Raw genomic sequence first — 20,867 nt, 5'->3', positions numbered from 1 at the left:
AGCGGGCCGCGTTCTTTGGCACGTCCCCGTTCCACTAGGATTTAAAAAGCACTCACACACACCAGCGGTGCCCCGCCCGGCACACCGCCGCGCGGGGCACCTCTGTCTGTACCGACCCGACCGCCTCATCACCTCTGAACTCCCCCGCCCCCGCCCGGTATTCACGCCGAACGGGGGCGGCCCAACCACTTTCCCGTTCTGGAAAGATCGGGTTCTTGACCCTGCGCCCACGGGGACTACGCAGACGCAGGACAGTTCATCGGCGCAGAGTTGCTGCCCGAGGACCGCCTCGACGAGTACCGCCAGTACCGGGAGATTGCTCTGGCTCACGCCCTGCCCTTCAGGGAGTACAAGGAAGCCAAGGCAAAGACGATCGCGGCACGACTGGAGCGCCAGGCCGTCCTGTACGACAGCCAGAGAGAGTTCCATTTCGTCATTTGTGAGCATGTCCTGCGGTGGCGGATATGCCCTCCTGCCATCATTGCTACGCAGCTCGAGCGCCTGGTTTCGCTGCCCCGGATTCCCAATTTAACCATCGGAGTTCTTCCCGCCAAAAGGCTGATGCCGGACTTTCCGATGACATGCTTCAGCATGCATGATGATCGCCTGGTCATTGTGGAGACGTTTCATTCAGAGATCACAACTCGCGATCCGAGGGATGTCGCTCTCTACATGTCAACATTCCTCAGATTAGACGCCGCGGCACTACATGGAGATGACATGCGGGACCTGATCGAAGGAATCCGGGACGAGTTCTTTCAGGAATAAAACGCCAAGGGAGCCGCAATGGAAAGCAGGTCGGATTCAGCACGGATCGCAGGCCCAGGGCGGCAGGACGCCAGAACCCTCCGCCGAAAACGGCGCGGACAAGAAGCAGGTTGAGCTGGCAACCCTTGAGCGGAAGCTTGAGCGGCAGACGCCGCAGGATCTCTGCCAATAGCCGAGACACCCGGCAGGAATGACCCCAGCGGACCTTCGCGGCGCAGGAAGTCGGCCAGTCCGACTTCCTGCGCACGCATCCGGAGCGACCACCTGAAATGGGCCGTGGAGAGTTCTGTCGGGAACAGGAAAGCGTGCAGGAATAACCCCAAACGCCCCGGTAATTTGGTGACTCGCCGAAATGATTCGAGAGCCACAGAAGCGCTCCATACCCACTGACGGTTTCGCACAGCCGCCTGGCACCACACGTCGCCGTACGCACGCGGAACTCATGGAGCGGATCGACAACAACCCGGTCCGGAGGGACCTGACGACCGGGCGCCTGGTCGAAATCGTGGGGGCACAGGACGGCCGGGCGCTGGTCCGGCCACTGTTCGAGCCGGACAGCCCGTCGCGTCAGGTGCCGGCCGACCAGCTCACCACCCGCATCAGCCTGTGGCGGTGACGGTCCTCCCCTCCCCTTGAGTCTTCCGCCCAAGTCCTGGGCGGGGCGGGGCCGTTCCGTGCTGCCCCGAAGCGATACCGGAAGGTGCAGGCGATGACTGAGCGCAACCTGTACGAACTCGACCTCTCCCGGGTCGAGTTCAACCGTGCGGGCGGCCGGGGCTTCAACGTCTCCGAGGAGAAGCACAGTTGCACTTCCACGGCTACGAGTGGGCCGGTGACGGCCGACTGCTGGCGAAGGAGCCGGAGCGTCGCCCGATCGAGGCCGCACGGTTCGGCCTCTCGGAACTCCCGCCGATGATGACCGGCTGGTGGCTGCTGCGGCCCACCGCCCAGATCCGGGGCACCTGGGAGACGGCGGCCGACGCGGCCGACTGGCTTTAGGCGCGGTACGAGGAGCACACGCCGGGCGGCGATCCGTGGCTTCCCACCAAGGCACGGCGACTCCGCGCGATCGAGCAATTAGAGGGTGCCGCAGACGTGGTGTGGTCCCGCTGGGTGTCCGACAGCCGCTGGTCGGGCCACTACGTGATCGCGTGCCCCCACAGGATCTGGCCGGACAGCCCGTGCCCGACCCGGCGCTGACGGTCCCCGCCCGGCGTTCGCGCCGGGCGGGGACCGTCGGGCAGGCGGGGCGCTCACGCCGCCGCGACCGCCTCCAGGGGGCTGAGGGTGGCTGCCCGGCGGGCGGGGAGGGTGGCGGCGAGGGCGCCGATGGTGAGGGAGGCGAGGCAGAGGAGGGCCAGGGTCCCCCAGGGCACGGCCAGCGTGTACTGCTTGACCGCGCCGCCGGCCAGGGCGCCGATGGCCCAGGCGCCGAACAGGCCGGCGGCCAGGCCGAGCAGGGTGCCGAAGGCCGCGACCGTCACGGCTTCCAGGCGGATCATCCGACGGATGCTCCCGCGGTCCATGCCGATGGCGCGCAGGACGCCGATCTCGCGCGTCCGTTCGGTGACGGACATGGCCAGGGTGTTGACGATGCCGAGGGCGGAGATCACGACGCCGATGCCGAGGAGCCCGTACATCAGCGTCAGCAGGTCGCCCATCGTCCCCGCCGCTTCGCGCACCAGTTCGGCCCGGTTCTGCACCTTCAGGAGCGGGTTGTTGCCGACCGCCGCCCGCAGCCCCTCTCCGGACGCGCTGTCGCCCCGGACGAGAATCCGCTGGACGGAGCCGGGCTTGAAGCTGTGCTTCTGCACGTCGGCCCGGGCGCCGACCGCGTCGTGGGCGGTGGGGTTGTCCTGGTAGACGCCGACGACGGTGTACCGCGTGAACTCCTCGCTCCGGCCGAGGCGGGCGTTGACCTGGCCTCCCGCGCTCACCCCGGTCTCCCGGGCGACGCTGCTGGAGACGGCGATCCGGCCGGGCCCGAGGTCCTGCGCGGAGCCGCTCACGAAGTCGAGCTTCAGCACCTGGCCGACGCCGTCCGGCTCTACGTCGGCCGGCTCTACGTCGGCCGGGTCGATGCCGGAGATCTCGCGTACCTTGCCGCCGATGACCGCCGTGGAGTCGGCGACCGCGCTCGCGCCGCGCACCCCGGGGGCGCCGGCCACCCGCTGGACGGCGGCCGGGTCGATGCCGGTCATGGTGTCGCCGGTGCTGATCACGTAGTCGGCCGCGAGCCCGTCCGCCGTCTGCCGGTCGAGGGCCTGCCCGGTGGAGTGGCCGATGGTGGCGAGCCCGCTGACCAGTGCCGTGCTGATCAGCAGCGTGGCGGCGGTCGCCGCCGTGCGCCGGGGGTCGCGCAGCGCGTTCTGCCGGGCCAGGAGGCCGGCGACGCCGAACCGCCGGGTGAGGCGGCCCGTCAGCCGGATCACCGGGACGGCGAGGGTCGGCGCCAGCACGATCAGGGCGACGACCAGGACCCCGCAGCCGAGCATCGCGTTGCGCAGGTTCTCCTCGGAGGCGTCCTCGGCCGAACGCGCGAGCGCGGTCAGCAGGCCGGCGCCGAGCACGAGCAGCCCCACCCCGGCGATCGGACGCAGCCGTGAGCGCCCGCCGGGCGGCGCGGCCGCCGCCCGCAGCGCCTCGATCGGCGCGATCCGCGCCGCCCTGCGCGACGGCAGCCAGGCGGCCGGCACCGTCACGCCGACCCCGACGAACAGGGCCGCCGCCACCGGCCGGGGCCCGATGACGAGCGGGCCCTTCGGCACCTGGTTCCCGTCACCGCTCAGCAGTCCGGGCAGTACGGCCGCGATGCCGAGCCCGAGGGCGAACCCCGCCATCGACGCGACGACCCCGACCAGCGCCGCTTCGGCCAGCAGTGAGCGCACCACCTGGCGCCGTGTCGCGCCCACCGCCCGCAGCAGGGCGATCTCCCGGGTGCGCCGGGCGACGAGCATGGTGAAGGTGTTGACCACAAGGAACGAGCCGATGAACAGCGACACCCCGGCGAAGACCATCGGCAGCTTCTGGTAGCCCCGGGTCAACGTGCCGACGTAGAGGGCCTGTTGGTCCGCCTGCGCCTGTCCGGTGGTGACCTCGGCCGTGCCGGGCGGCAGGGTGGCGGCGATCCGCTCCGCCAGCTCGTACTGGCCGGCGCCCGGTCCGGCGGAGACTTCAAGGCTGGTGTAGTTCCCGGGAGTTGCGAACAGCCGCTGTGCGGTGGCCCGGTCGAACAGGGTGAGCGTGCCGCCGGCCGTGACCCGGGTGTCCCCGGTGGTGACGGTGCCGACCAGGCGCGCGGTGAGGGCCGGGCCGTCCGTGGCGAGCGTGATCGTGTCGCCCACCCGGTACCGGCCGGCGGCCGCGGTGCCCCGGTCGACGGCGATCTCGTCGGCACCGGCGGGGGCCCGCCCCTCGACCACGGGGTAGCGGACGTCCTTGCCGTCGCGCCCCGGGACGTAGGCGGCCGCGAGGTTCGTACCCCGCTTGACCCGCAGCGGCCTGCCGTCGGCCGCGTTCAAGGTGGCGCTCCCGTCAACCGACGGCCGTACCGCCGCGACGCCGGGCACGTCCGCGAGCCTGCGCGCCAGCACGTCGGTCAATACGCCCGGCTGGTCAGGAGTGGCGACGGGCTCCTTCGCGGTGACGCTGACCGCGACGTCGGCGAAGGTGCGGGACGCGGCCGCCCGCTGGACGGCGGCGGTCGAGTCCGCGAAGACGAGGGTGCCGGAGACGAAGGCGACGCCGAGGCAGACCGCGAGGACGGTCATGAGCAGCCGGGCCTTGTGCGCCAGGACGTTGCGCAGGGCTGTGGTCAGCATGATCAGCTTTCGGAAGTGGCGGGTGCGGGGTCAGCCGGCGAAGGACTTCATGACGTCCAGCACCCGGTCCGGCGTCGGGTGCGCCATCTCGTCGACCAGCCGCCCGTCGGCCAGGAACACCACCCGGTCCGCGTACCCGGCGGCCACCGGGTCGTGGGTCACCATGACCACCGTCTGTCCCAACTCCCTGACGGAGCCGCGCAGGAAGCCGAGCACCTCGCCCCCGGCCCGGGAGTCGAGGTTGCCGGTCGGCTCGTCGCCGAACACGATCGAGGGCCGCGCGACCAGCGCCCGGGCGACCGCGACGCGCTGCTGCTGCCCGCCGGACAATTCGGCCGGCCGGTGGTCGAGGCGATGGGAGAGCCCGACCATCGACACCACCCGGTCCAGCCACTGCCGGTCCGGCGTGCGCCCGGCCAGCGACAGCGGGAGCGTGATGTTCTCCAGCGCGGTCAGGGTGGGCAGCAGGTTGAACGCCTGGAAGATGAAGCCGACCCGGTCCCGCCGCAGCCGGGTGAGCTGCCGGTCGCCCAGGCCGCCCAGCTCCGTCGTGCCGATCCGCACCGACCCCGACGTGGGGGTGTCGAGCCCGGCCGCGCAGTGCATCAGGGTGGACTTGCCGCAGCCGGACGGGCCCATGATCGCGGTGAACTCGCCCTCCCGGAAGGCCACGCTGACCCGGTCCAGGGCGGTGACCCGGGTGTCGCCGCCGCCGTAGGTCTTCGTCAGGTCGACGACGGCGGCCGCGACCCCGGAGGTCGCTTGCAGGGCAAGGGGGTTGGCGATCACGAGGGGGCTCCTGTCCGAAGGCGCGAGTCGAGGTGCGAGTCGGTGCACTTCGAAGGGTGTCCGGAGCACGTATCAGGCCCCTGCGCCACCGTGTATCAGTCCCCGCGCCGCTTCGCAGCAGTCCCGTAGCAACTGCCGCGGTCAGCCCGGCAGCCGCAGCGTCGCCACCGCGCCGCCGTCCTCCGCGTTGTCGAAGCGCAGCTCCGCCCCGAGCAGCCGGGCCTGCCCCAGCGCGATGGTGAGCCCCAGCCCGTGGCCCGTGCCGCGCTCGGCGGCGCCGGTGTGGAAGCGGCGCGGGCCGTGGCGCAGCAGGTCCGGCGGGAAGCCGGGGCCGTGGTCGCGCACGACGACCGTACGGTCCTGGACGGTGACCAGGACGGGGGCGGCCCCGTGCCGGTGCGCGTTGACGACGAGGTTGCCGACGATCCGTTCCAGCCGCCGCGGGTCGGTCTCCACCGTCCGCTCCGCCGCCAAGGCGATCTCGGCCTCGAACCCGGTGCGCAGCGCGGCCTCCCGGACGACGGCCGCGAGCGGCACCCGGGCCCGCGCCACCTCCTCCGCCCCGGCGTCCAGCCGTGAGATCTCCAGCAGGTCCTCGACCAGCCCGCACAGGTCCCGCACCCGCGCCCGGATCAGGTCCTCGGTCTCGCCGGCCGGCAGCAGGTCGACGGCGGCCAGCAGTCCGCCGACCGGTGTGCGCAGCTCGTGCGCCACGTCCGCGGTGAACTGCCGTTCAGAGCGCAGCCGTTGGCCGAGGCTGTCGGCCATCAGATCCACCGTCGCCGCGATGTCGGCGACTTCGTCGCCGCCCTTGGTGGGCCCGGTCCGGGCGTCGAGGTCCCCGGCGGAGATCCGGCCCGCCGTCTCGGCGACCCGCCGCAGTCGGCGGGCGAGCAGTCCGGCCCCGTAGACCGCGGCCGGCGTGGCCGCCGCGAGCGCGACCAGCGAGGCCACCGCCATCGCCGCGTCCAGCCGGGGCAGGTCGGAGAGCTGCGGTGCCAGGTTGACCCGGAGGGCGAGGACGGGGCTGCCGGGCCCGCCGGTGCGCTGGGCGGCCCAGTAGCTCGGGCCCGAGTTCCCTTCGGCGTGCCCGTCGTAGGCCGTGTGCCGTTCGCCGTCGGCCGGGTGGCGCAGGGCGGCGGGCAGGTCGACGGGGTCGAGTTCGGCGCCGTCCGCCAGCGATCCGGTGCGCCGGTAGACGTCCATGGCCGAGTAGACGGCATTGAAGGCCTGCGCCTCGGCCCGGCTGCGGATGTCGTGCGCGGTCCACAGGTGCACCAGCACCCCGACCGCCGCCGCGACGAGGCAGGCGGTGGCGGCGGCCAGCGCGGCGATCTTCCAGCGCAGGGGCGCGCGGGCGGGCCGGGGAGTCGTGTGCACCGCTCTCAGCGCCTGAGCTTGTAGCCGAAGCCCCGGACCGTCTCGATCCGCTCCCGGCCGAGCTTGCGGCGCAGCCGCTGCACGCACAGGTCCACGACCCGGCTGTCGCCGTCCCAGCCGTACTCCCAGACGTTGCGCAGCAGGGTGTGCCGCTCCAGCACGACGCCGGGGTGGGCGGCGAACTCCAGCAGCAGCTTCAGCTCGGTCGGGGTCAGCGCCACCGGCGCCCCGCCGACGGACACCTCCATTCCGGCGGTGTCGACGGTGAGGTCCCCGAACACCAGGACGTCCCCGTCGGCGGCTCCGGGCGAGGGCGCCGGGACGGGTGGCGCGTACGTCGCCCGCCGCAGCAGCGAGCGGATGCGCGCCACCAACACGTACGTGTCCACGGGCTTGACCACGTAGTCGTCCGCCCCGGCCTCCAGGCCGGCGACGACGTCGAGGCCGTCGCCGCGCGCGGACATCATCAGGACGGGCACCAGGCTGGTCTCCCGGACCTTGCGGCACAGGCCGATCCCGTCCAGGCCGGGCAGCATCACGTCCAGGATCAGCAGGTCGAACTGCTCGTCCCGGAACAGCTCCAGCGCCGTGAGGCCGTCCGCCGCGGCGCGCATCCCGTAGCCGTAGCGTTCCAGCGCGACGGTGAAGGAGCGGCGCATCAGCTCGTCGTCCTCGACCAGCAGCACGCGGACGGGGTGCGGGGGCGGCATGGGCGAGGACACGGGCGGACAGCTCCTGCTCGGACAGCGACAAACGGCGGCGGACGGCAGCGGGTGACGGGCGGCAACGGACAAGGGCACGATACGGCAGATATCGGACGCCCCGGCCTCCTCGCCCACATCGACGTCAGGCCGCGCGCTCCCTGATACCCGGCGGATACAAACCCACCGCCGAACCCCCCGCCGAACCCGCCACCGATCACCCCTTGACCGACCCGGCGGTCAGGCCCTGGGCCAGGTAGCGCTGGAGGCGTCAAGAGCGGGAACGCCAAGAACGGGAACGCCAAGTGCGGAAACGCAAAGGGCCGGGACGCCCGTCGCGCCCCGACCCTTGACGGTTCGTCAGTCGTTCGCCACGGTCGCGTACCGCGCGGTGCCCTCGGCCATCTGCTTCAGCGCGTCCTTGCGGTCCCGCTTCGACAGCTTGTCGATGTAGAGGGTGCCGAACAGGTGGTCGGTCTCGTGCTGCAGGCAGCGGGCGAAGAAGCCGGTGCCCTCGACCCGGATCGGCCGGCCGTCCTTGTCCACGCCGGTCACCGCCGCGTACTCCGGGCGGGGCAGCTCGGCGTACGCGCCCGGCACCGACAGGCAGCCCTCGTTGCTGTCGTCCAGCACCCGCCGGCGGTCCGCCGGGTACTCCTCCAGCTTCGGGTTGATCACGTGGCCGATGTGGCGCACGCCCTCATCGTCCGGGCAGTCGTAGACGAAGACCTTCAGGTCCACGCCGATCTGATTGGCCGCCAGGCCCACGCCCTCGGCCGCATACATCGACTGGAACATGTCGTCGATCAACGCGGACAGCTCACCGTCGAACGCGGTGACGTCCTTGACCTCGCGGTGCAGGACCGGGTTGCCCACCACGGTGATCGGACGCGCGGTGCCCTTGGAGAGGTCCGGCTGCTCGCCGACCACCTTCAGCGGGGCCTCGTCGGCCGCCGACTCCTGGTCGTGGTCGTGGTCGTGGTCGTGCTGGTGGTCGTGCTGCTCCGCCATCGCTGCTTATCCGCTTCCGCTTCCGAGAATGGTCCAGGTATTCGGCTCTCGCCGGGTACACCGCTCAAGGGTAAGCGGCGCGCTCAACAGACTTCCTCCAGATCGCGGTACGCCCGTGTACCGGGCGAGGCCGCGGCCCAGCGGTCCAGCAGCGAGCGGACCAGCAGGGCGGGCGCGGCGATCCCGCACTCGCGCTCCACCAACCAGGACATTCCGGCCTCCCCGCCCTGGCTGAGGTGGCTGAGGTGTCCGGGGTGCGCGGCGTCGCCGTCGTCGTGCGGGTCGTGGTGGGCGGTGTGCCCGTCGTCCGTGGCCATCCGGCTCTCCGAGCAGGCCCGGCAGAGCAGCCGCACCGAGGACGTCCAGTCCTCCGCCGCGTAGCCGGCGTCCGCGACGACCCGCTCCAGCGCGTCCCGGTCCCCCGCCGTGGCGGCCTGGAGCAGCACCACGTAGGTCGGCACCGGGGACGGCGCCCACAGCTCGATCTCGTCGAACACCGGGTAGGCGACCCCGTCGGTGACCCGCTCGCCGTGCGGGGCGCCGTCGTGCAGCACCACCTCGCCCCAACGGCGGCCGGAGGAGGGCAGCGGGATGGACAGCACCTCGATCCGGGCCGGGTCCAGCCTGCGGCCCCACACCACCTCGGACTCGCCGTCCGGGGAGAGCCGCACCGGGGTGGTGCCGAGGTCCAGGCTGACCGGGCCGTCCGGCTGCCCGCCCGGGCCGCCGGGCAGCTTCAGCCCGTACGCCTGCCAGGCGCGGCGGGCCAGCGGCCAGTCCTGCAAGGCGGTCGCGGTGATGCCGAGGTTCCACCAGTCGGGGGCGCCGTGCTCGCGGTCCAGCAGGGCGACGGCCCGCAGCCCGGCCGAGCGGGCCTGCTCCCAGTCCCGGCGGAACTTGTGCAGCAGGGCGAGGTTGAACCAGGAGTCGGACAGCCAGGGCTCCAGGTCGGCGGCCATCACCAGCAGCGCGCCGGCGTCCTCGTAGCGGCCGTCACCGATCAGCGTGAAGGCCCGGTCGGTCGTCTGCCGCCAGGTGGCGGACGGCCGGTGCCGTGCCCGGTGGAAGATCCTCACGTTCGTCCCTGCCGTCGTCGTCCGCTCAAGTCCCGTACCGCCGCGTCCGGATCCACTTCCGCGGGGGTCCGGGGCACGGTGCCCCGGGTCGGTGTTCCACGCTACGACCGCATCCAACCACGCCCGCCCCCGCCCGCGCTCCCCACCGGCGAGGTTGGGGCCGCCCCTACCCAGCCTGCCCGCCCGGCCGCCCCGCCTCAACCCCGGCGCAGGCCCGCCGGTCCGCGGCGCTCCGCCGGTCCGCCCCGCGGCACTCGACGGGACCCGGGCCGACCGTCGGACTCAAGCCCGCACCCAAGCCCGCCTGGACAGGCCCTAGCCGCCGACCCGGGCCAGCGCGTCCACCACCCGGGCGTCGTACACCCGGCCGCGCCCCAGCCGCAGCACCTCCAGCGCCTCCAGCCGGCCCACCGCCTCGCCGACCCCGCGGCCGCGGGCCGCCGTCAGCAGGTCGTCGTGGGCATTGGCCACCCGGATGATCCGGGCCGCCAGCGGCACCGCGCCGTCCCCGCCGGCCGTGCCGAGCACCGGATCGGCCAGCCGGGCGACCTGCTCGGCGACCTGCCGGGGCACCCCGGTGCGGCGGATCACCTCGCTGCCCAGCCGGGCGATCCGCTGCTGCTCGGCGCAGGGCAGCAGCGCGGTCGCGCCGTCCGGCACCGGCTCGACCAGCGACAGCTGGCCCACGTCGTGCATCAGCGCCGCGTACTCCAGCAGGGCGAGTTCCCGGGTGCCCAGCCCCAGCTCGCGCCCCAGCGCGCACGCCGTGTCCGCGACCCGGCGGGCGTGCCCGTGCGGGGTGTAGCCGGCCACCTCGGTGGCCCGGGCCAGGCTGGCGATGGTCTGCCCGGTGGTGGCCCGCACGGCCGCGGCCCGCCGGAAGGACACCTGGGCGAGCAGCAGCGGGGTGCAGAACAGCGGCAGCGCCCACAGCCCGACCTCGCCGGCCGCCAGGCTGACCAGCATCCCCGTCGCGACGATCGCCGAGCCGATCCCGAACAGCGAGCGCAGTTCGTCCTCCAGCGCCGCCGGGAACCGCAGTCCGCCCTCCAGGCCGGCCGCCGACCGGCGCAGCAGCGCCGCCAGGGTCGCGTCGCAGAGCGCGGCCAGCGCGGCGACGGCGGTCAGGAACACCCCGTACGCCGGGCCCTCGGGCGAGAAGCGGTCGACCAGTCCGCCGTTGTAGAGCGGCTGGAAGACGGCGGCGGCGAAGCCGACCCCGAGCAGCCGGCGGGCGGCGCTGTCCCGCCGGGCCGGGTCGGCCCAGGGCGGGCGCCGGTGCGGGCGGCCGGGGCGGGCCCGCTGGGTCAGGCCCGGTCGGCCCCGACCCGGTCGGCACGCCCTGAGCCAGGGCAGTGCGAGGCCGGGCAGCCAGGCCAGCAGCAGGCCGACGCCGGTCACCGCGACCACCTGGAGCATCCCGTGCGCGGTGGGCACCCCGCGCAGCGGCCCGAGCAGGGCGTACGCCAGCGCGCCGGCCGCGCCGATCGGCGCCTGTTCGCGGTCGCCCGGAAGGGTGATCCGGACGCACTCGCCGAGCGCGATCAGCGCCGTGAACGCCAGCGCGACCCTCGCCCCGGCCACCCCGCGCACCGCGACCGCGCCCACCGCGAACACCAGCAGCGCGGCCGCCGCCGCGTGCACCACGCGGGCCTCCCGGCCGGCCGCGGTCACGGCTGCCCGGCCGTGGGGACGCTCCCGCCCTGCGCGGGCACCCGGCCCGGCGCCGCCCGCGCCGGCTCGGGCACCCCGAGCGGAATGTCGGGGACGGCCCGGATGCCGTCCCCGGGCGGCGGCAGCACCGGCTGCCAGTCGTGCCCGGCCAGCGCGTCGATCAGCGCCCGGACCATCACCGGGTCGAACTGGCTGCCCGAGCAGCGCTCCAGCTCCGCCACGGCCTCGGCGACCGGGCGGCCGCGCCGGTAGGAGCGGGTGGAGGTCATCGAGTCGAAGGCGTCGGCGACCGAGATGATCCGGGCGAACTCGGGGATCTGCTCGCCGACCAGCCCGCTCGGGTAGCCCCGGCCGTCCATCCGCTCGTGGTGGTGCAGGATCCCGGCGTGCGCCTCGCCGAGGAAGGCGATCCCGCGCACCAGCTCGTACCCGTACACCGGGTGGATCTCGACGGCCCGCCGCTCCGCCTCGCTGAGGGGACCGTTTCTGCGCAGCAACTCGGTGGCCACGCCCAGCTTGCCGACGTCGTGCAGGATCCCCGCGAAGCGCAGGGTGCGCAGCCGATCGGCCTCCATGCCGAGCTGACCGGCGATCAGCACCGAGGCCCGGCCGACCCGTTCGCTGTGCCCGCGGGTGTACGAGTCCTTGATCTCCACGGCCTGCACCAGCGACTGCACGGTGGCCTGGTGGGCGTCCCGCTCGCGCTGGCCCTGGGCGAACACCCAGGCCGAGATCGACAGTGGCAGCAGCGCCAGCAGTGCCGCGAACGCCCCGTACGGGCCCTGCCAGAGCACGGCCACCATCAGGCCGCCGGCCGCGTGCACGAGCACCGGCAGCCCGCACACCGCGACCGCCCCGCGCAGCAGCACGACGGGCCGGCGGTCCTCCGCGAGCATCAGCATCGCGCCCACCAGCACCCCGTTGACCAGGCAGAACGTGACGACGGCGGCGAAGCCGGGCAGCAGCGCGGCCGGGAAGCGGGAGCCGAGCAGCAGTTGCGGCCCGTGCAGCAGGTGGAAGGCGGCCGCGGCGGCGAAGGCGCACAGCGCGAGCTGGGAGCCGTTCCACAGCTGGCGGGTCCGGCAGCCGTGCCCGGCCGGGCCGCCGAACACCGCGGCGGGCACCGCGACCAGCGCGGCGGCGGCCGGCGGCAGCATCAGCACGCCGGCGAACAGCACCGGGAAGAAGGCGTTGACCCCGGGGCGGGAGAGCGCCCGCTCGGGCGGCGGCGGTCGGCGCAGCAGTCGGCGGACCAGCCGCAGGCAGGGCGTCGGCAGGCCCTGGGCCAGCGACTCCCAGCAGCCGTGCAGGAAGGCCAGCAGCCCGACCTTGGGCCAGTCCACCGGGGCGCCGAGCCAGCGCGGGAGCCCGGGCGGCACGCCGGTCGGCAGCAGTGGCAGCAGGCAGCACAGCGCCGCCACCGGGACGGCCACCAGGTAGCGCATCGCCCCCTCCGGCAGGGCCGCGTCTTCGCCGTCGATAGCGATCTCGACCTCCCCGACGTCCGGGCCCGCGTTGCCTCAGCTCGCCGGGCGGACCGGCGGTGAGCGTCCGTCAGGAGGATAGGCCGCCACCCGGGCGCAAGGACGCATGATGGCGCGACGACGCTGCTGGCGCACCGCCAACTCACCCGAACGAGTGAGGGGCGCACGCAAGCACAACGGGAGCGGCCCCGGGAGCGCACGCTCCCGGGGCCGTCTGACTCCGTGTCCGGACTGCTCGGCCCGCCCTCGCCGGCGGGCCCGTCCGCTTGCTCCGCCCGGCCGTTGAACGACCGCCCAGCCGTTGAACGGCCGCCCGGCTACTCCGCCGGGGCGCCCGCCTCGACGGTGGCACCGGGCCGGACCGTCGGCTCCTCCGGGGCCTCGCCGGCGGCCGGCGCCGGCCGGTCCGTCTCGACGTGCAGCTCGACCGTGGTGTCGACGGCGACCACCACCTGCTCGCCCGAACGCTGCCCCGCCCGGATCGAGTCGATCCTGGCCAGCACCTTGCTGCGCAGGTCAGCCGGGGTGTCGTCGCAGCCGCAGGAACGCTTGATCAGCGCCTTGATCGCCTGCTCCAGCCCGTACTGCTTCAGGCAGGGCGAGCACTCCTCGAAGTGCACCCGCAGCTTGGCGCAGTCGCCCTCGGCCATCTCGTTGTCGAGGAATTCGTAGAGGTGGTCGAGGACCTCGCCACACTCCGTGTCGTGCGGATCGCCGCAGCTCATGAGCCCGAGCCCTTCGCTTCCTGCCCTGCCCCGCTGCCGGCCGGGACGAGCCCGCGCTCACGGGCGTAATCCTCCAGCATGCCGCGCAGCTGACGGCGGCCGCGGTGCAGCCGGGACATCACCGTGCCGATGGGAGTACCCATGATGTCCGCGATCTCCTTGTACGCAAAGCCTTCTACGTCCGCGAGGTACACGGCGATCCGGAATTCCTCCGGAATGGCCTGGAGCGCGTCCTTCACATCGCTGTCGGGGAGGTGGTCGAGCGCCTGGGTCTCGGCCGAGCGCAGACCGGTCGACATGTGCGACTCGGCGCGGGCCAGCTGCCAGTCCTCGATCTCCTCCGCCGCCGTGCGCTGGGGCTCGCGCTGCTTCTTGCGGTACGAGTTGATGAACGTGTTGGTGAGGATGCGGTACAGCCAGGCCTTGAGGTTCGTGCCCTCGCGGAACTGGTGGAAGGACGCGTACGCCTTGGCGAACGCCTCCTGGAGCAGGTCCTCCGCGTCCGCGGGGTTGCGCGTCATGCGCAGCGCCGCCGAGTACATCGGATCCAGGTAGCCCAGGGCGTCGCGCTCGAAGCGCTCCCGCCGGGCCTCCTCGCTCTCCTGTGCCGACACCCGGAAGGTGTCCTCACCGATCGCCTCGGCCAGCTCCTCACCGGTGAGCGCCTCGCCCGTGGGCTGGCCCTCCTCCGGGCCCCGGCCCGGCTCGGCCTCGTGCTCGGTCCCGACGACCGGACCCACCTCCTCGGCATGGCGGGCACGACCCACGGCGGGCCGCCCCGAAATGGAGGATATCGGGCTGACGGGCTTCTCGCCCGCGACAATCCAGTCGGACCAGGCGGGGCCGAACGCCGCGGCGGCCTCGCGCTGCTCTGACCGCTCGGGGCACGCGATCGAACCCATCTGCCCTGCCTCTCAACCGGGAATCGTACTGACGAGAGTGCCAACCACCCCGACCCCGCCCGCATTCCCGCGCCCGCCCCGAAATCGCTCGTACGGGTGATCGAGCGGAAACCCCCCGCTCACGGCCGCCCCCGCCGACCCCGCCGCCTCAGACGACCCGCAGCACCCAGTCCCCGACCGCCCGGCAGATCGCCTCCAGCACCTCGTCCTGCCCCACCGGCGCCCGCTTGGGCACGTCGAAACCGTGCCCGCCGTACGGCACCGCCACCAGCTCGTGCCCGGGAGGCAGCTCCGGGAACTCCTGCGGCCCGCCGAACGGATCCGCCGTACCCTGCACCACCAGCGTCGCCGCCCCCGACTCCAGCAGCTCCTGCGCCCGGCTCTTCTCCGGCCGGCCCGGCGGGTGCAGCGGGAACGCCAGCGCCACCACCCCCACCGCCCCGCTCGCCGCCCCGGTCCGGCAGGCCACCCGCGCCCCGGCGCTGCGCCCGCCCACCACCAGCGGCAGCCCCTGACCGGCCAGCCGCCCGGCGACCGGGGTCCAGCCGCGGTCCAGCGTGCGCGGCGCCGGGGCGAGCCGCTTGCCCGCCACCCGCCAGGGCTGCTCCACCAGCGCCACGGTGATCCCGCGCGCCGGCAGCGCCGCGGCCAGCGCCACCAGGTCCCGGGCCTCGATCCCGCCGCCCGCGCCGTGACCGAGCGCCAGCAGCGCCTTCGGCGCACCGGCCCGGTGGTAGCTGATCCGGGCGTCCCCCACCTCGGTGGGGACGAGTTCGGTGGTCATCGTCGGTCGCTCCAACCGGCTCAGGCTCCCTCAGCTGTCAGGACTCAATCGTCAAACTTCAGACATTCAGACATCAGAACAGGGTGGTCTCGTACTCCGCCTCGGCCCACGGCTCCTTCAGCTCCGGGCCGTTGTTGCGGATGCTGCCGACCGCCGGCGAGACCGGGGTGGCCAGCAGCGCACCGGGCGGCGGCGGTATCAGCAGCCGGCGCAGCTCGTCCGGGTCGTCCAGCCCCGGGTCCAGCCACTCGCCGTAGGAGGCCGGGTCGAGGAACAGCGGCATCCGCTCGTGGATCGGCGCCAGCGACTCCTCGGCGTCGGTGGTGACGATGGTGAAGGTCACCAGCCAGGCCGCCGGATGGTCGGCCGGCACCGTCCGGTCGCGCCAGAACTCGTACAGCCCGGCCAGCGCCAGCGGGGTGCCGTCCGCCCGGGACACGAAGAACGGCTTCTTGCGCGCCTTGCCGCGCTCGCCCGGCACCGTCTGCCACTCGTAGTAGCCGTCCACCGGCAGGATGCACCGCCGCGAGGCGAACGCCTGCCGGTACGAGGGCTTCTCGTGCACCGTGTCCGAACGGGCGTTGATCATCTTCACCGCCGTCTCGGCCGACCGCGACCACTGCGGCACCAGGCCCCAGCGCAGCACCCTCAGCTGGCGCACCGGCCGCGCCCGGCCCTTCGGCACCCGCTCCAGCACCACGAAGGCGCTGGTGGTCGGGGCGACGTTCCAGTTGGGGGCCAGCGTCTCAGCCGGATCCCACTGCTCGACGCCGAACAGCTCGACGATGTCCTCGGGCTTGCCACTGGCTGCGAAGCGACCGCACATGCGGGCCAGCTTGCCATGCCCGCCCCGCTCACCACTTCTTCATCCCGCCAGGAGAACCGTCCGCTCCCGCCCGCCCGTCCCCGCATGGGAGGCTGCCCCGAACGGCCCAACGCAGCGGACGGAGGCGGAGACGAGACGATGAGCGCACAACCCACCGACCAGAACCTCGGCGAACTGTGGAACCAGGTCACCGGCACCCAGCCCGCGCCGCCCGGCTGGCTGGTGCTGGCCACCGCCGGCGCCGCCCTGCTCGCCGTCCTCGCCCGCCCGCTCTGGCACGTCACCCGCAACGCCGTGACCATCGCCCACGAAGGCGGCCACGGCCTGATCGCCCTCGTCACCGGCCGCCGGCTCGCCGGCATCCGGCTGCACTCCGACACCTCCGGCCTCACCCTCTCCTACGGCCGCCCCACCGGCCCCGGCATGATCCTCACCGCCGCCGCCGGCTACACCGCCCCCGCCCTGCTCGGCCTCGGCTGCGCCGCCCTGCTCTCCACCGGCCGGATCACCCTGCTGCTCTGGCTGGCCGTCGTCCTGCTGCTCGCCCTCCTGGTGCGCATCCGCAACGCCTTCGGCCTGTTCACCGTGCTGGTCGCCGGCGGCGCCTTCTTCCTGGTCTCCTGGTTCGGCAGCGCCGAGGTCCAGGCCGGCTTCGCCTACCTCGGCTGCTGGTTCCTGCTGTTCGGCGCCGTCCGCCCGGTCCTCGAACTCCAGCACCAGCGCCGCATCGGCTGGGCCCGCGACTCCGACGCCGACCAGCTGGCCCGCCTCACCCACATCCCCGGCCTCGCCTGGATCACCGTCTTCCTGCTCACCGCCCTCGCCTGCCTCGCCCTGAGCGCGACCTGGCTGCTCCAGCCCCTGCACTGAACCCCACCCTCGGCGCGAACCTGCTGCTCCGGCCCCTGCGCCGGGTCGCCCCCGCGGCACGGGCCTGCTGCCACAACCCCTGCGCCGGGCCTCCCCCGTCCCGCCATGCGGTTGGCGCAGGGGCCGTTCCGGTACGGCCCCTAAACTTGCCCCCATGACCGAGACCCTGTGGCCCGCCCCCGTCGCGACCACCCCCGTTGACGCCACCGTCACCATCCCCGGCTCCAAGTCGGTCACCAACCGAGCCCTGGTGCTGGCGGCGCTCGCCGACGAGCCCGGCTGGGTGCGCCGGCCGCTGCGCAGCCGCGACTCCCAGCTGATGGCCGACGGCCTGCGCGCCCTCGGCGTCGGCATCGAGGAGAAGGTCAACAACGACTCCGGCGGCACCGGCGGCGGCGAGGCCTGGCGGGTCATCCCGACCCCCGCGCTGCGCGGCCCCGCCTCGATCGACGTCGGCAACGCCGGCACCGTGATGCGCTTCCTGCCCCCGCTCGCCGTCCTCGCCGACGGCCCGGTGCACTTCGACGGCGACCCGCGCAGCTACGAGCGCCCCCAGCACGGCGTGATCAATGCCCTGCGCGCGCTCGGCGCCCGGATCGACGACGGCGGCCGCGGCGCCTTCCCGCTGACCGTGCACGGCACCGGCGCGCTCGACGGCGGCCCGGTCGAGCTGGACGCCTCCTCCTCGTCCCAGTTCGTCTCCGCCCTGCTGCTCTCCGGCGCCCGCTACAACCAGGGCGTCGAGGTCCGGCACGTCGGCGGCCCGGTGCCGTCGCTGCCGCACATCCGGATGACCGTCGAGATGCTGCGCCTGGCCGGCGTCCAGGTCGACGCCCCCGAGGACGGCGGCGAGAAGGACGTCTGGCGGGTCACCCCCGGCGCCCTGATCGGCCGCGACCTGGTGGTCGAGCCGGACCTCTCCAACGCCGCGCCGTTCTTCGCCGCCGCCCTGGTCACCGGCGGCCGGGTGACGGTCCGCGACTGGCCCAAGCACACCAGCCAGCCCGGCGACCAGCTGCGCGAGATCTACACCCGGATGGGCGGCGCCTGCGAGTTCACCGACGAGGGCCTGCAGTTCACCGGCACCGGCCGGATCCACGGCATCGAGGCGGACCTGCACGACGTCGGCGAGCTCACCCCGGTGATCGCCGCCGTCGCCGCACTGGCCGACTCCGAGTCCCACCTGTACGGCATCGCCCACCTGCGGCTGCACGAGACCGACCGGCTCGCCGCGCTCGCCAAGGAGATCAACGACCTCGGCGGCGACGTCACCGAGACCGAGGACGGCCTGCGCATCCGCCCGCGCCCGCTGCACGGCGGCGTCTTCCACACCTACGAGGACCACCGCCTGGCCACCGCCGCCGCCGTGGTCGGCCTGGCCGTGCCCGGCGTCGAGGTGGAGAACGTGGCCACCACCGCCAAGACCCTGCCGGACTTCCCGAAGATGTGGGCGGAACTGCTCGGCGAAGCGGTGGCGGACGCCTGAGCGGAGACTGAGCACATGCGCCGCTACGGCAAGGACGCCGACGAGGACGACATCCGCAACCGCCCCGCCCGCCGGGGATCCCGGCCGCGGACCCGGATCCGGCCCAAACACGATGACGCCGCCGAGGCGATGGTGCTGACCGTCGACCGCGGCCGGCTGACCTGCCTGATCGACCCGGGCACCAAGCAGGAACGCGAGATCGTCGCCATGAAGGCCCGCGAGCTGGGCCGCAAGGGCGTCGTCGTGGGCGACGTGGTCAACATCGTCGGCGACCTCTCCGGGGACACCGACACGCTCGCCCGGATCGTCCGGGTCGAGGAGCGCAGCTCGGTGCTGCGGCGCACCGCGGACGACGACGACCCGTACGAGCGGATCGTCGTCGCCAACGCCCAGCAGCTGGCCATCGTCACCGCGCTGGCCGACCCGGAGCCCCGGCCCCGGCTGATCGACCGCTGCCTGGTGGCCGCCTACGACGCGGGCATGGAGCCGCTGCTGGTGCTCACCAAGGCCGACCTCGCCCCGGCCGGGCCGCTGCTGGAGTCGTACGCGCCGCTCGGCATCGACTACGTGGTCACCCGTCGGGACGAACTGGAGACGGAGGGCGCCGAGGCCGTCCGCGCGCACCTGCGCGGCCTCTCCACGGTGTTCATCGGCCACTCCGGCGTCGGCAAGACCACCCTGGTCAACGCCCTCGTCCCGGACCACCAACGGCAGACCGGCCGGGTCAACGCGGTCACCGGGCGCGGCCGGCACACCACCGTGTCCGCCTTGGCGCTGCGGCTGCCCCCGCCGCCGGGCGCCAAGCCGGGCTCCAAGAAGGCGCTGGACCCGGGCTGGGTGATCGACACCCCGGGCTTCCGCTCCTTCGGCCTCTCGCACATCGACCCGTCCCGGGTCATCCACGCCTTCCCCGACCTGGAGCCCGGCACCGCCGACTGCCCGCGCGCCTGCAGCCACGACGAACCGGACTGCGCGCTGGACGCCTGGGTCGCCGACGGCCACGCCGAGGGCGCCCGGCTCTACTCGCTGCGCCGGCTGCTGGCCAGCAAGGAGGCCCGCGAGGGCGACTGACCCGGGCGGCGGTTTTACCGTCCCATGGGTTTCCCGACCGTTCGAGGTGTCGGACCGCGCCGGCCTGGCGATCATAGGAAGGTCGGGCCACAGCGCGGTCCGACCCGTCGATCGACAGGGAGGGCACGCGATGGCATGGGCCTTGGTGGTCCTGGCCGGCCTGCTGGAGACCGGCTTCGCGATCAACCTCAAGCTCAGCGAGGGCTTCACCAAGCTCTGGCCCACCATCAGCTTCTGCGTGTTCGCCCTGGGCAGCTTCGGCCTGCTCACGCTGTCCCTGAAGAGCCTGCCGGTCGGCCCCGCCTACGCGGTGTGGACGGGCATCGGCGCGGCCGGCACCGCCATCTACGGCATGGTCTTCCTGGACGAGACCACCTCGGTGCTGAAGCTGGTCTCGATCTCCCTGGTGATCGCCGGCGTGATCGGCCTCCAGCTCAGCGGCTCGGCGCACTGACCGTCACCGGCCCACCCCTGCTACCGGCCCACCCCCGCTGCTCGCCCGCTCGCCGCCGGCAGGCCGTCCCGGTCCGCGAGCCCGGCTGTCCCGATCCGGGCGGGATCGCTAGGGTTTCGGACATGGCCGATTACCACGACGATCTCCGACTCGCCCACGTCCTCGCCGACTCGGCCGACTCGGTCACCCTGGAGCGCTTCCGCGCCCTCGACCTGAAGGTCGAGACCAAGCCCGACCTCACCCCCGTGAGCGACGCCGACAAGGCCGCCGAGGAGCTCGTCCGCAGCGTGCTGCAGCGCGCCCGCCCGCGCGACGCGGTGCTCGGCGAGGAGTTCGGCCTCCAGGGCTCCGGCCCGCGCCGCTGGGTGATCGACCCGATCGACGGCACCAAGAACTACATCCGCGGCGTCCCGGTCTGGGCCACCCTGATCGCCCTGCTGGAGGACGGCCCGGACGGCGTCGAGCGCCCGGTGGTCGGCATCGTCTCCGCCCCCGCGCTGCAGCGCCGCTGGTGGGCGGCCAAGGACCTCGGCGCCTACGCCGGACGCAGCCTCACCAAGGCCTCCCGGATCCACGTCTCCGGCGTCTCCCGGATCGAGGACGCCTCCTTCTCCTACTCCTCGCTCTCCGGCTGGGAGGAGCGCGGCCGCCTCGACCCCTTCCTGGACCTCACCCGCGCCTGCTGGCGCACCCGCGCCTACGGCGACTTCTGGTCCTACATGATGGTGGCCGAGGGCGCGGTCGACATCGCCGCCGAGCCCGAGCTGTCGCTCTGGGACATGGCCGCCAACTGCGTCATCGTCGAGGAGGCCGGCGGCCGCTTCACCGGCCTGGACGGCGTGCCCGGCCCCGGCGGCGCCGACGCCGTCGCCAGCAACGGCATCCTCCACGAGGAGACCCTGCGCCGCCTGAGCGTCTGAGGGCTCCCTTGCACGGCCGAACATGGTGCGGGCCCCGGGGGGGCAAGGAACGGGGGCGACGGGGCCGGCCGCCCAGGGGGGGGGGGCCCCGCGACGGAGTGGCCGGTGGAGCGAGAGCGCGCCCG

General features: G+C 73.6%; 20 protein-coding genes. 8 read left to right on the top strand and 12 right to left on the bottom strand.

Annotation, left to right across the window (positions count from 1 at the left end; translation table 11 throughout):
- Positions 1–270 precede the first annotated feature (270 nt).
- The 3 genes from ACFV6D_RS25605 (at position 271) to ACFV6D_RS25595 (ending at position 1,767) form a co-directional block, all read left to right on the top strand.
- Entirely contained in the window at positions 271–768 is a 498-nt protein-coding gene (locus ACFV6D_RS25605; protein WP_380561231.1) for a Scr1 family TA system antitoxin-like transcriptional regulator, read from the top strand.
- Between the two features lie 442 nt (positions 769–1,210).
- Positions 1,211–1,384 carry a hypothetical protein gene (locus ACFV6D_RS25600; RefSeq protein ID WP_380342804.1) on the top strand — a complete coding sequence of 58 codons (174 nt, stop codon included), beginning with the start codon at positions 1,211–1,213 and terminating at the stop codon, positions 1,382–1,384.
- 188 nt (positions 1,385–1,572) lie between these two features.
- On the top strand, positions 1,573–1,767 hold the full coding sequence (locus tag ACFV6D_RS25595) for a hypothetical protein (protein WP_380342806.1): 195 nt from the start codon (positions 1,573–1,575) through the stop codon (positions 1,765–1,767).
- Between the two features lie 254 nt (positions 1,768–2,021).
- Here ACFV6D_RS25595 and ACFV6D_RS25590 read toward each other — a convergent pair whose 3' ends face one another.
- From ACFV6D_RS25590 to ACFV6D_RS25535, 12 genes are all read right to left on the bottom strand, one after another.
- Positions 2,022–4,589: an ABC transporter permease gene (locus ACFV6D_RS25590; RefSeq protein WP_380561230.1), complete on the bottom strand. Its 2,568-nt coding sequence runs from the start codon at positions 4,587–4,589 to the stop codon at positions 2,022–2,024.
- 30 nt (positions 4,590–4,619) lie between these two features.
- Positions 4,620–5,375 carry an ABC transporter ATP-binding protein gene (locus tag ACFV6D_RS25585; protein ID WP_380561238.1) on the bottom strand — a complete coding sequence of 252 codons (756 nt, stop codon included), beginning with the start codon at positions 5,373–5,375 and terminating at the stop codon, positions 4,620–4,622.
- Positions 5,376–5,519: 144 nt separating this feature from the next.
- The gene (locus ACFV6D_RS25580; protein ID WP_380561229.1) at positions 5,520–6,758 is read right to left on the bottom strand and encodes a sensor histidine kinase; all 1,239 of its coding nucleotides are present in this window, start codon (positions 6,756–6,758) and stop codon (positions 5,520–5,522) included.
- 5 nt (positions 6,759–6,763) lie between these two features.
- Positions 6,764–7,468, bottom strand: coding sequence for a two-component system response regulator CseB (gene cseB, locus ACFV6D_RS25575; RefSeq protein ID WP_380561237.1), 705 nt, complete (start codon positions 7,466–7,468; stop codon positions 6,764–6,766).
- Between the two features lie 351 nt (positions 7,469–7,819).
- Complete coding sequence (def, locus tag ACFV6D_RS25570; protein WP_380561228.1) at positions 7,820–8,470, bottom strand: peptide deformylase; 651 nt, start codon at positions 8,468–8,470, stop codon at positions 7,820–7,822.
- A gap of 83 nt (positions 8,471–8,553) precedes the next feature.
- On the bottom strand, positions 8,554–9,546 hold the full coding sequence (locus ACFV6D_RS25565) for a hypothetical protein (RefSeq protein ID WP_063347881.1): 993 nt from the start codon (positions 9,544–9,546) through the stop codon (positions 8,554–8,556).
- 315 nt (positions 9,547–9,861) lie between these two features.
- On the bottom strand, positions 9,862–11,193 hold the full coding sequence (locus ACFV6D_RS25560) for an HD-GYP domain-containing protein (protein WP_244293371.1): 1,332 nt from the start codon (positions 11,191–11,193) through the stop codon (positions 9,862–9,864).
- A gap of 23 nt (positions 11,194–11,216) precedes the next feature.
- Positions 11,217–12,665 (bottom strand): HD-GYP domain-containing protein, encoded by a 1,449-nt coding sequence (locus tag ACFV6D_RS25555; protein ID WP_380561227.1) that lies wholly within the window; start codon positions 12,663–12,665, stop codon positions 11,217–11,219.
- 356 nt (positions 12,666–13,021) lie between these two features.
- The gene (gene rsrA / locus ACFV6D_RS25550; protein ID WP_079135634.1) at positions 13,022–13,429 is read right to left on the bottom strand and encodes a mycothiol system anti-sigma-R factor; all 408 of its coding nucleotides are present in this window, start codon (positions 13,427–13,429) and stop codon (positions 13,022–13,024) included.
- Positions 13,426–14,169 (bottom strand): sigma-70 family RNA polymerase sigma factor, encoded by a 744-nt coding sequence (locus tag ACFV6D_RS25545; protein WP_063351149.1) that lies wholly within the window; start codon positions 14,167–14,169, stop codon positions 13,426–13,428. The genes rsrA and ACFV6D_RS25545 overlap by 4 nt, the downstream gene beginning before the upstream one ends.
- A 310-nt stretch (positions 14,170–14,479) precedes the next feature.
- The gene (locus ACFV6D_RS25540) at positions 14,480–15,115 is read right to left on the bottom strand and encodes an alpha/beta family hydrolase (RefSeq protein WP_063347884.1); all 636 of its coding nucleotides are present in this window, start codon (positions 15,113–15,115) and stop codon (positions 14,480–14,482) included.
- A 73-nt stretch (positions 15,116–15,188) separates the two neighbouring features.
- Positions 15,189–15,941 (bottom strand): SOS response-associated peptidase, encoded by a 753-nt coding sequence (locus ACFV6D_RS25535; RefSeq protein ID WP_380429957.1) that lies wholly within the window; start codon positions 15,939–15,941, stop codon positions 15,189–15,191.
- Positions 15,942–16,079: 138 nt separating this feature from the next.
- Here ACFV6D_RS25535 and ACFV6D_RS25530 point away from each other — a divergent pair, with 138 nt between their 5' ends.
- From ACFV6D_RS25530 to hisN, 5 genes are all read left to right on the top strand, one after another.
- Positions 16,080–16,811: a M50 family metallopeptidase gene (locus tag ACFV6D_RS25530; protein WP_063347886.1), complete on the top strand. Its 732-nt coding sequence runs from the start codon at positions 16,080–16,082 to the stop codon at positions 16,809–16,811.
- A 154-nt stretch (positions 16,812–16,965) separates the two neighbouring features.
- Positions 16,966–18,297 (top strand): 3-phosphoshikimate 1-carboxyvinyltransferase, encoded by a 1,332-nt coding sequence (gene aroA / locus ACFV6D_RS25525; protein WP_063347887.1) that lies wholly within the window; start codon positions 16,966–16,968, stop codon positions 18,295–18,297.
- 15 nt (positions 18,298–18,312) lie between these two features.
- Positions 18,313–19,368, top strand: coding sequence for a ribosome small subunit-dependent GTPase A (gene rsgA / locus ACFV6D_RS25520; RefSeq protein WP_063347888.1), 1,056 nt, complete (start codon positions 18,313–18,315; stop codon positions 19,366–19,368).
- Between the two features lie 130 nt (positions 19,369–19,498).
- Positions 19,499–19,822: a multidrug efflux SMR transporter gene (locus ACFV6D_RS25515; protein WP_063347889.1), complete on the top strand. Its 324-nt coding sequence runs from the start codon at positions 19,499–19,501 to the stop codon at positions 19,820–19,822.
- Between the two features lie 122 nt (positions 19,823–19,944).
- On the top strand, positions 19,945–20,742 hold the full coding sequence (hisN, locus tag ACFV6D_RS25510; RefSeq protein WP_063347890.1) for a histidinol-phosphatase: 798 nt from the start codon (positions 19,945–19,947) through the stop codon (positions 20,740–20,742).
- Positions 20,743–20,867: the final 125 nt, after the last annotated feature.

Source organism: Kitasatospora sp. NPDC059812, from assembly GCF_042732075.1.
Lineage (GTDB): Bacteria > Actinomycetota > Actinomycetes > Streptomycetales > Streptomycetaceae > Kitasatospora.
The sequence above is the reverse complement of the archived record's forward strand: the minus strand, read 5'-3'. Positions and strand labels throughout refer to the sequence as shown.

What these genes read in the sequence shown, in the direction of transcription:
- ACFV6D_RS25600 (WP_380342804.1), top strand. Translation starts at nt 1,211, where the DNA reads ATGGAGCGGATCGACAACAACCCGGTCCGGAGGGACCTGACGACCGGG.
- ACFV6D_RS25590 (WP_380561230.1), bottom strand. Translation starts at nt 4,589, where the DNA reads ATGCTGACCACAGCCCTGCGCAACGTCCTGGCGCACAAGGCCCGGCTG.
- cseB (WP_380561237.1), bottom strand. Translation starts at nt 7,468, where the DNA reads ATGCCGCCCCCGCACCCCGTCCGCGTGCTGCTGGTCGAGGACGACGAG.
- def (WP_380561228.1), bottom strand. Translation starts at nt 8,470, where the DNA reads ATGGCGGAGCAGCACGACCACCAGCACGACCACGACCACGACCACGAC.
- ACFV6D_RS25555 (WP_380561227.1), bottom strand. Translation starts at nt 12,665, where the DNA reads ATGCGCTACCTGGTGGCCGTCCCGGTGGCGGCGCTGTGCTGCCTGCTG.
- rsrA (WP_079135634.1), bottom strand. Translation starts at nt 13,429, where the DNA reads ATGAGCTGCGGCGATCCGCACGACACGGAGTGTGGCGAGGTCCTCGAC.
- ACFV6D_RS25540 (WP_063347884.1), bottom strand. Translation starts at nt 15,115, where the DNA reads ATGACCACCGAACTCGTCCCCACCGAGGTGGGGGACGCCCGGATCAGC.
- ACFV6D_RS25535 (WP_380429957.1), bottom strand. Translation starts at nt 15,941, where the DNA reads ATGTGCGGTCGCTTCGCAGCCAGTGGCAAGCCCGAGGACATCGTCGAG.
- ACFV6D_RS25530 (WP_063347886.1), top strand. Translation starts at nt 16,080, where the DNA reads ATGAGCGCACAACCCACCGACCAGAACCTCGGCGAACTGTGGAACCAG.
- aroA (WP_063347887.1), top strand. Translation starts at nt 16,966, where the DNA reads ATGACCGAGACCCTGTGGCCCGCCCCCGTCGCGACCACCCCCGTTGAC.
- rsgA (WP_063347888.1), top strand. Translation starts at nt 18,313, where the DNA reads ATGCGCCGCTACGGCAAGGACGCCGACGAGGACGACATCCGCAACCGC.
- ACFV6D_RS25515 (WP_063347889.1), top strand. Translation starts at nt 19,499, where the DNA reads ATGGCATGGGCCTTGGTGGTCCTGGCCGGCCTGCTGGAGACCGGCTTC.
- hisN (WP_063347890.1), top strand. Translation starts at nt 19,945, where the DNA reads ATGGCCGATTACCACGACGATCTCCGACTCGCCCACGTCCTCGCCGAC.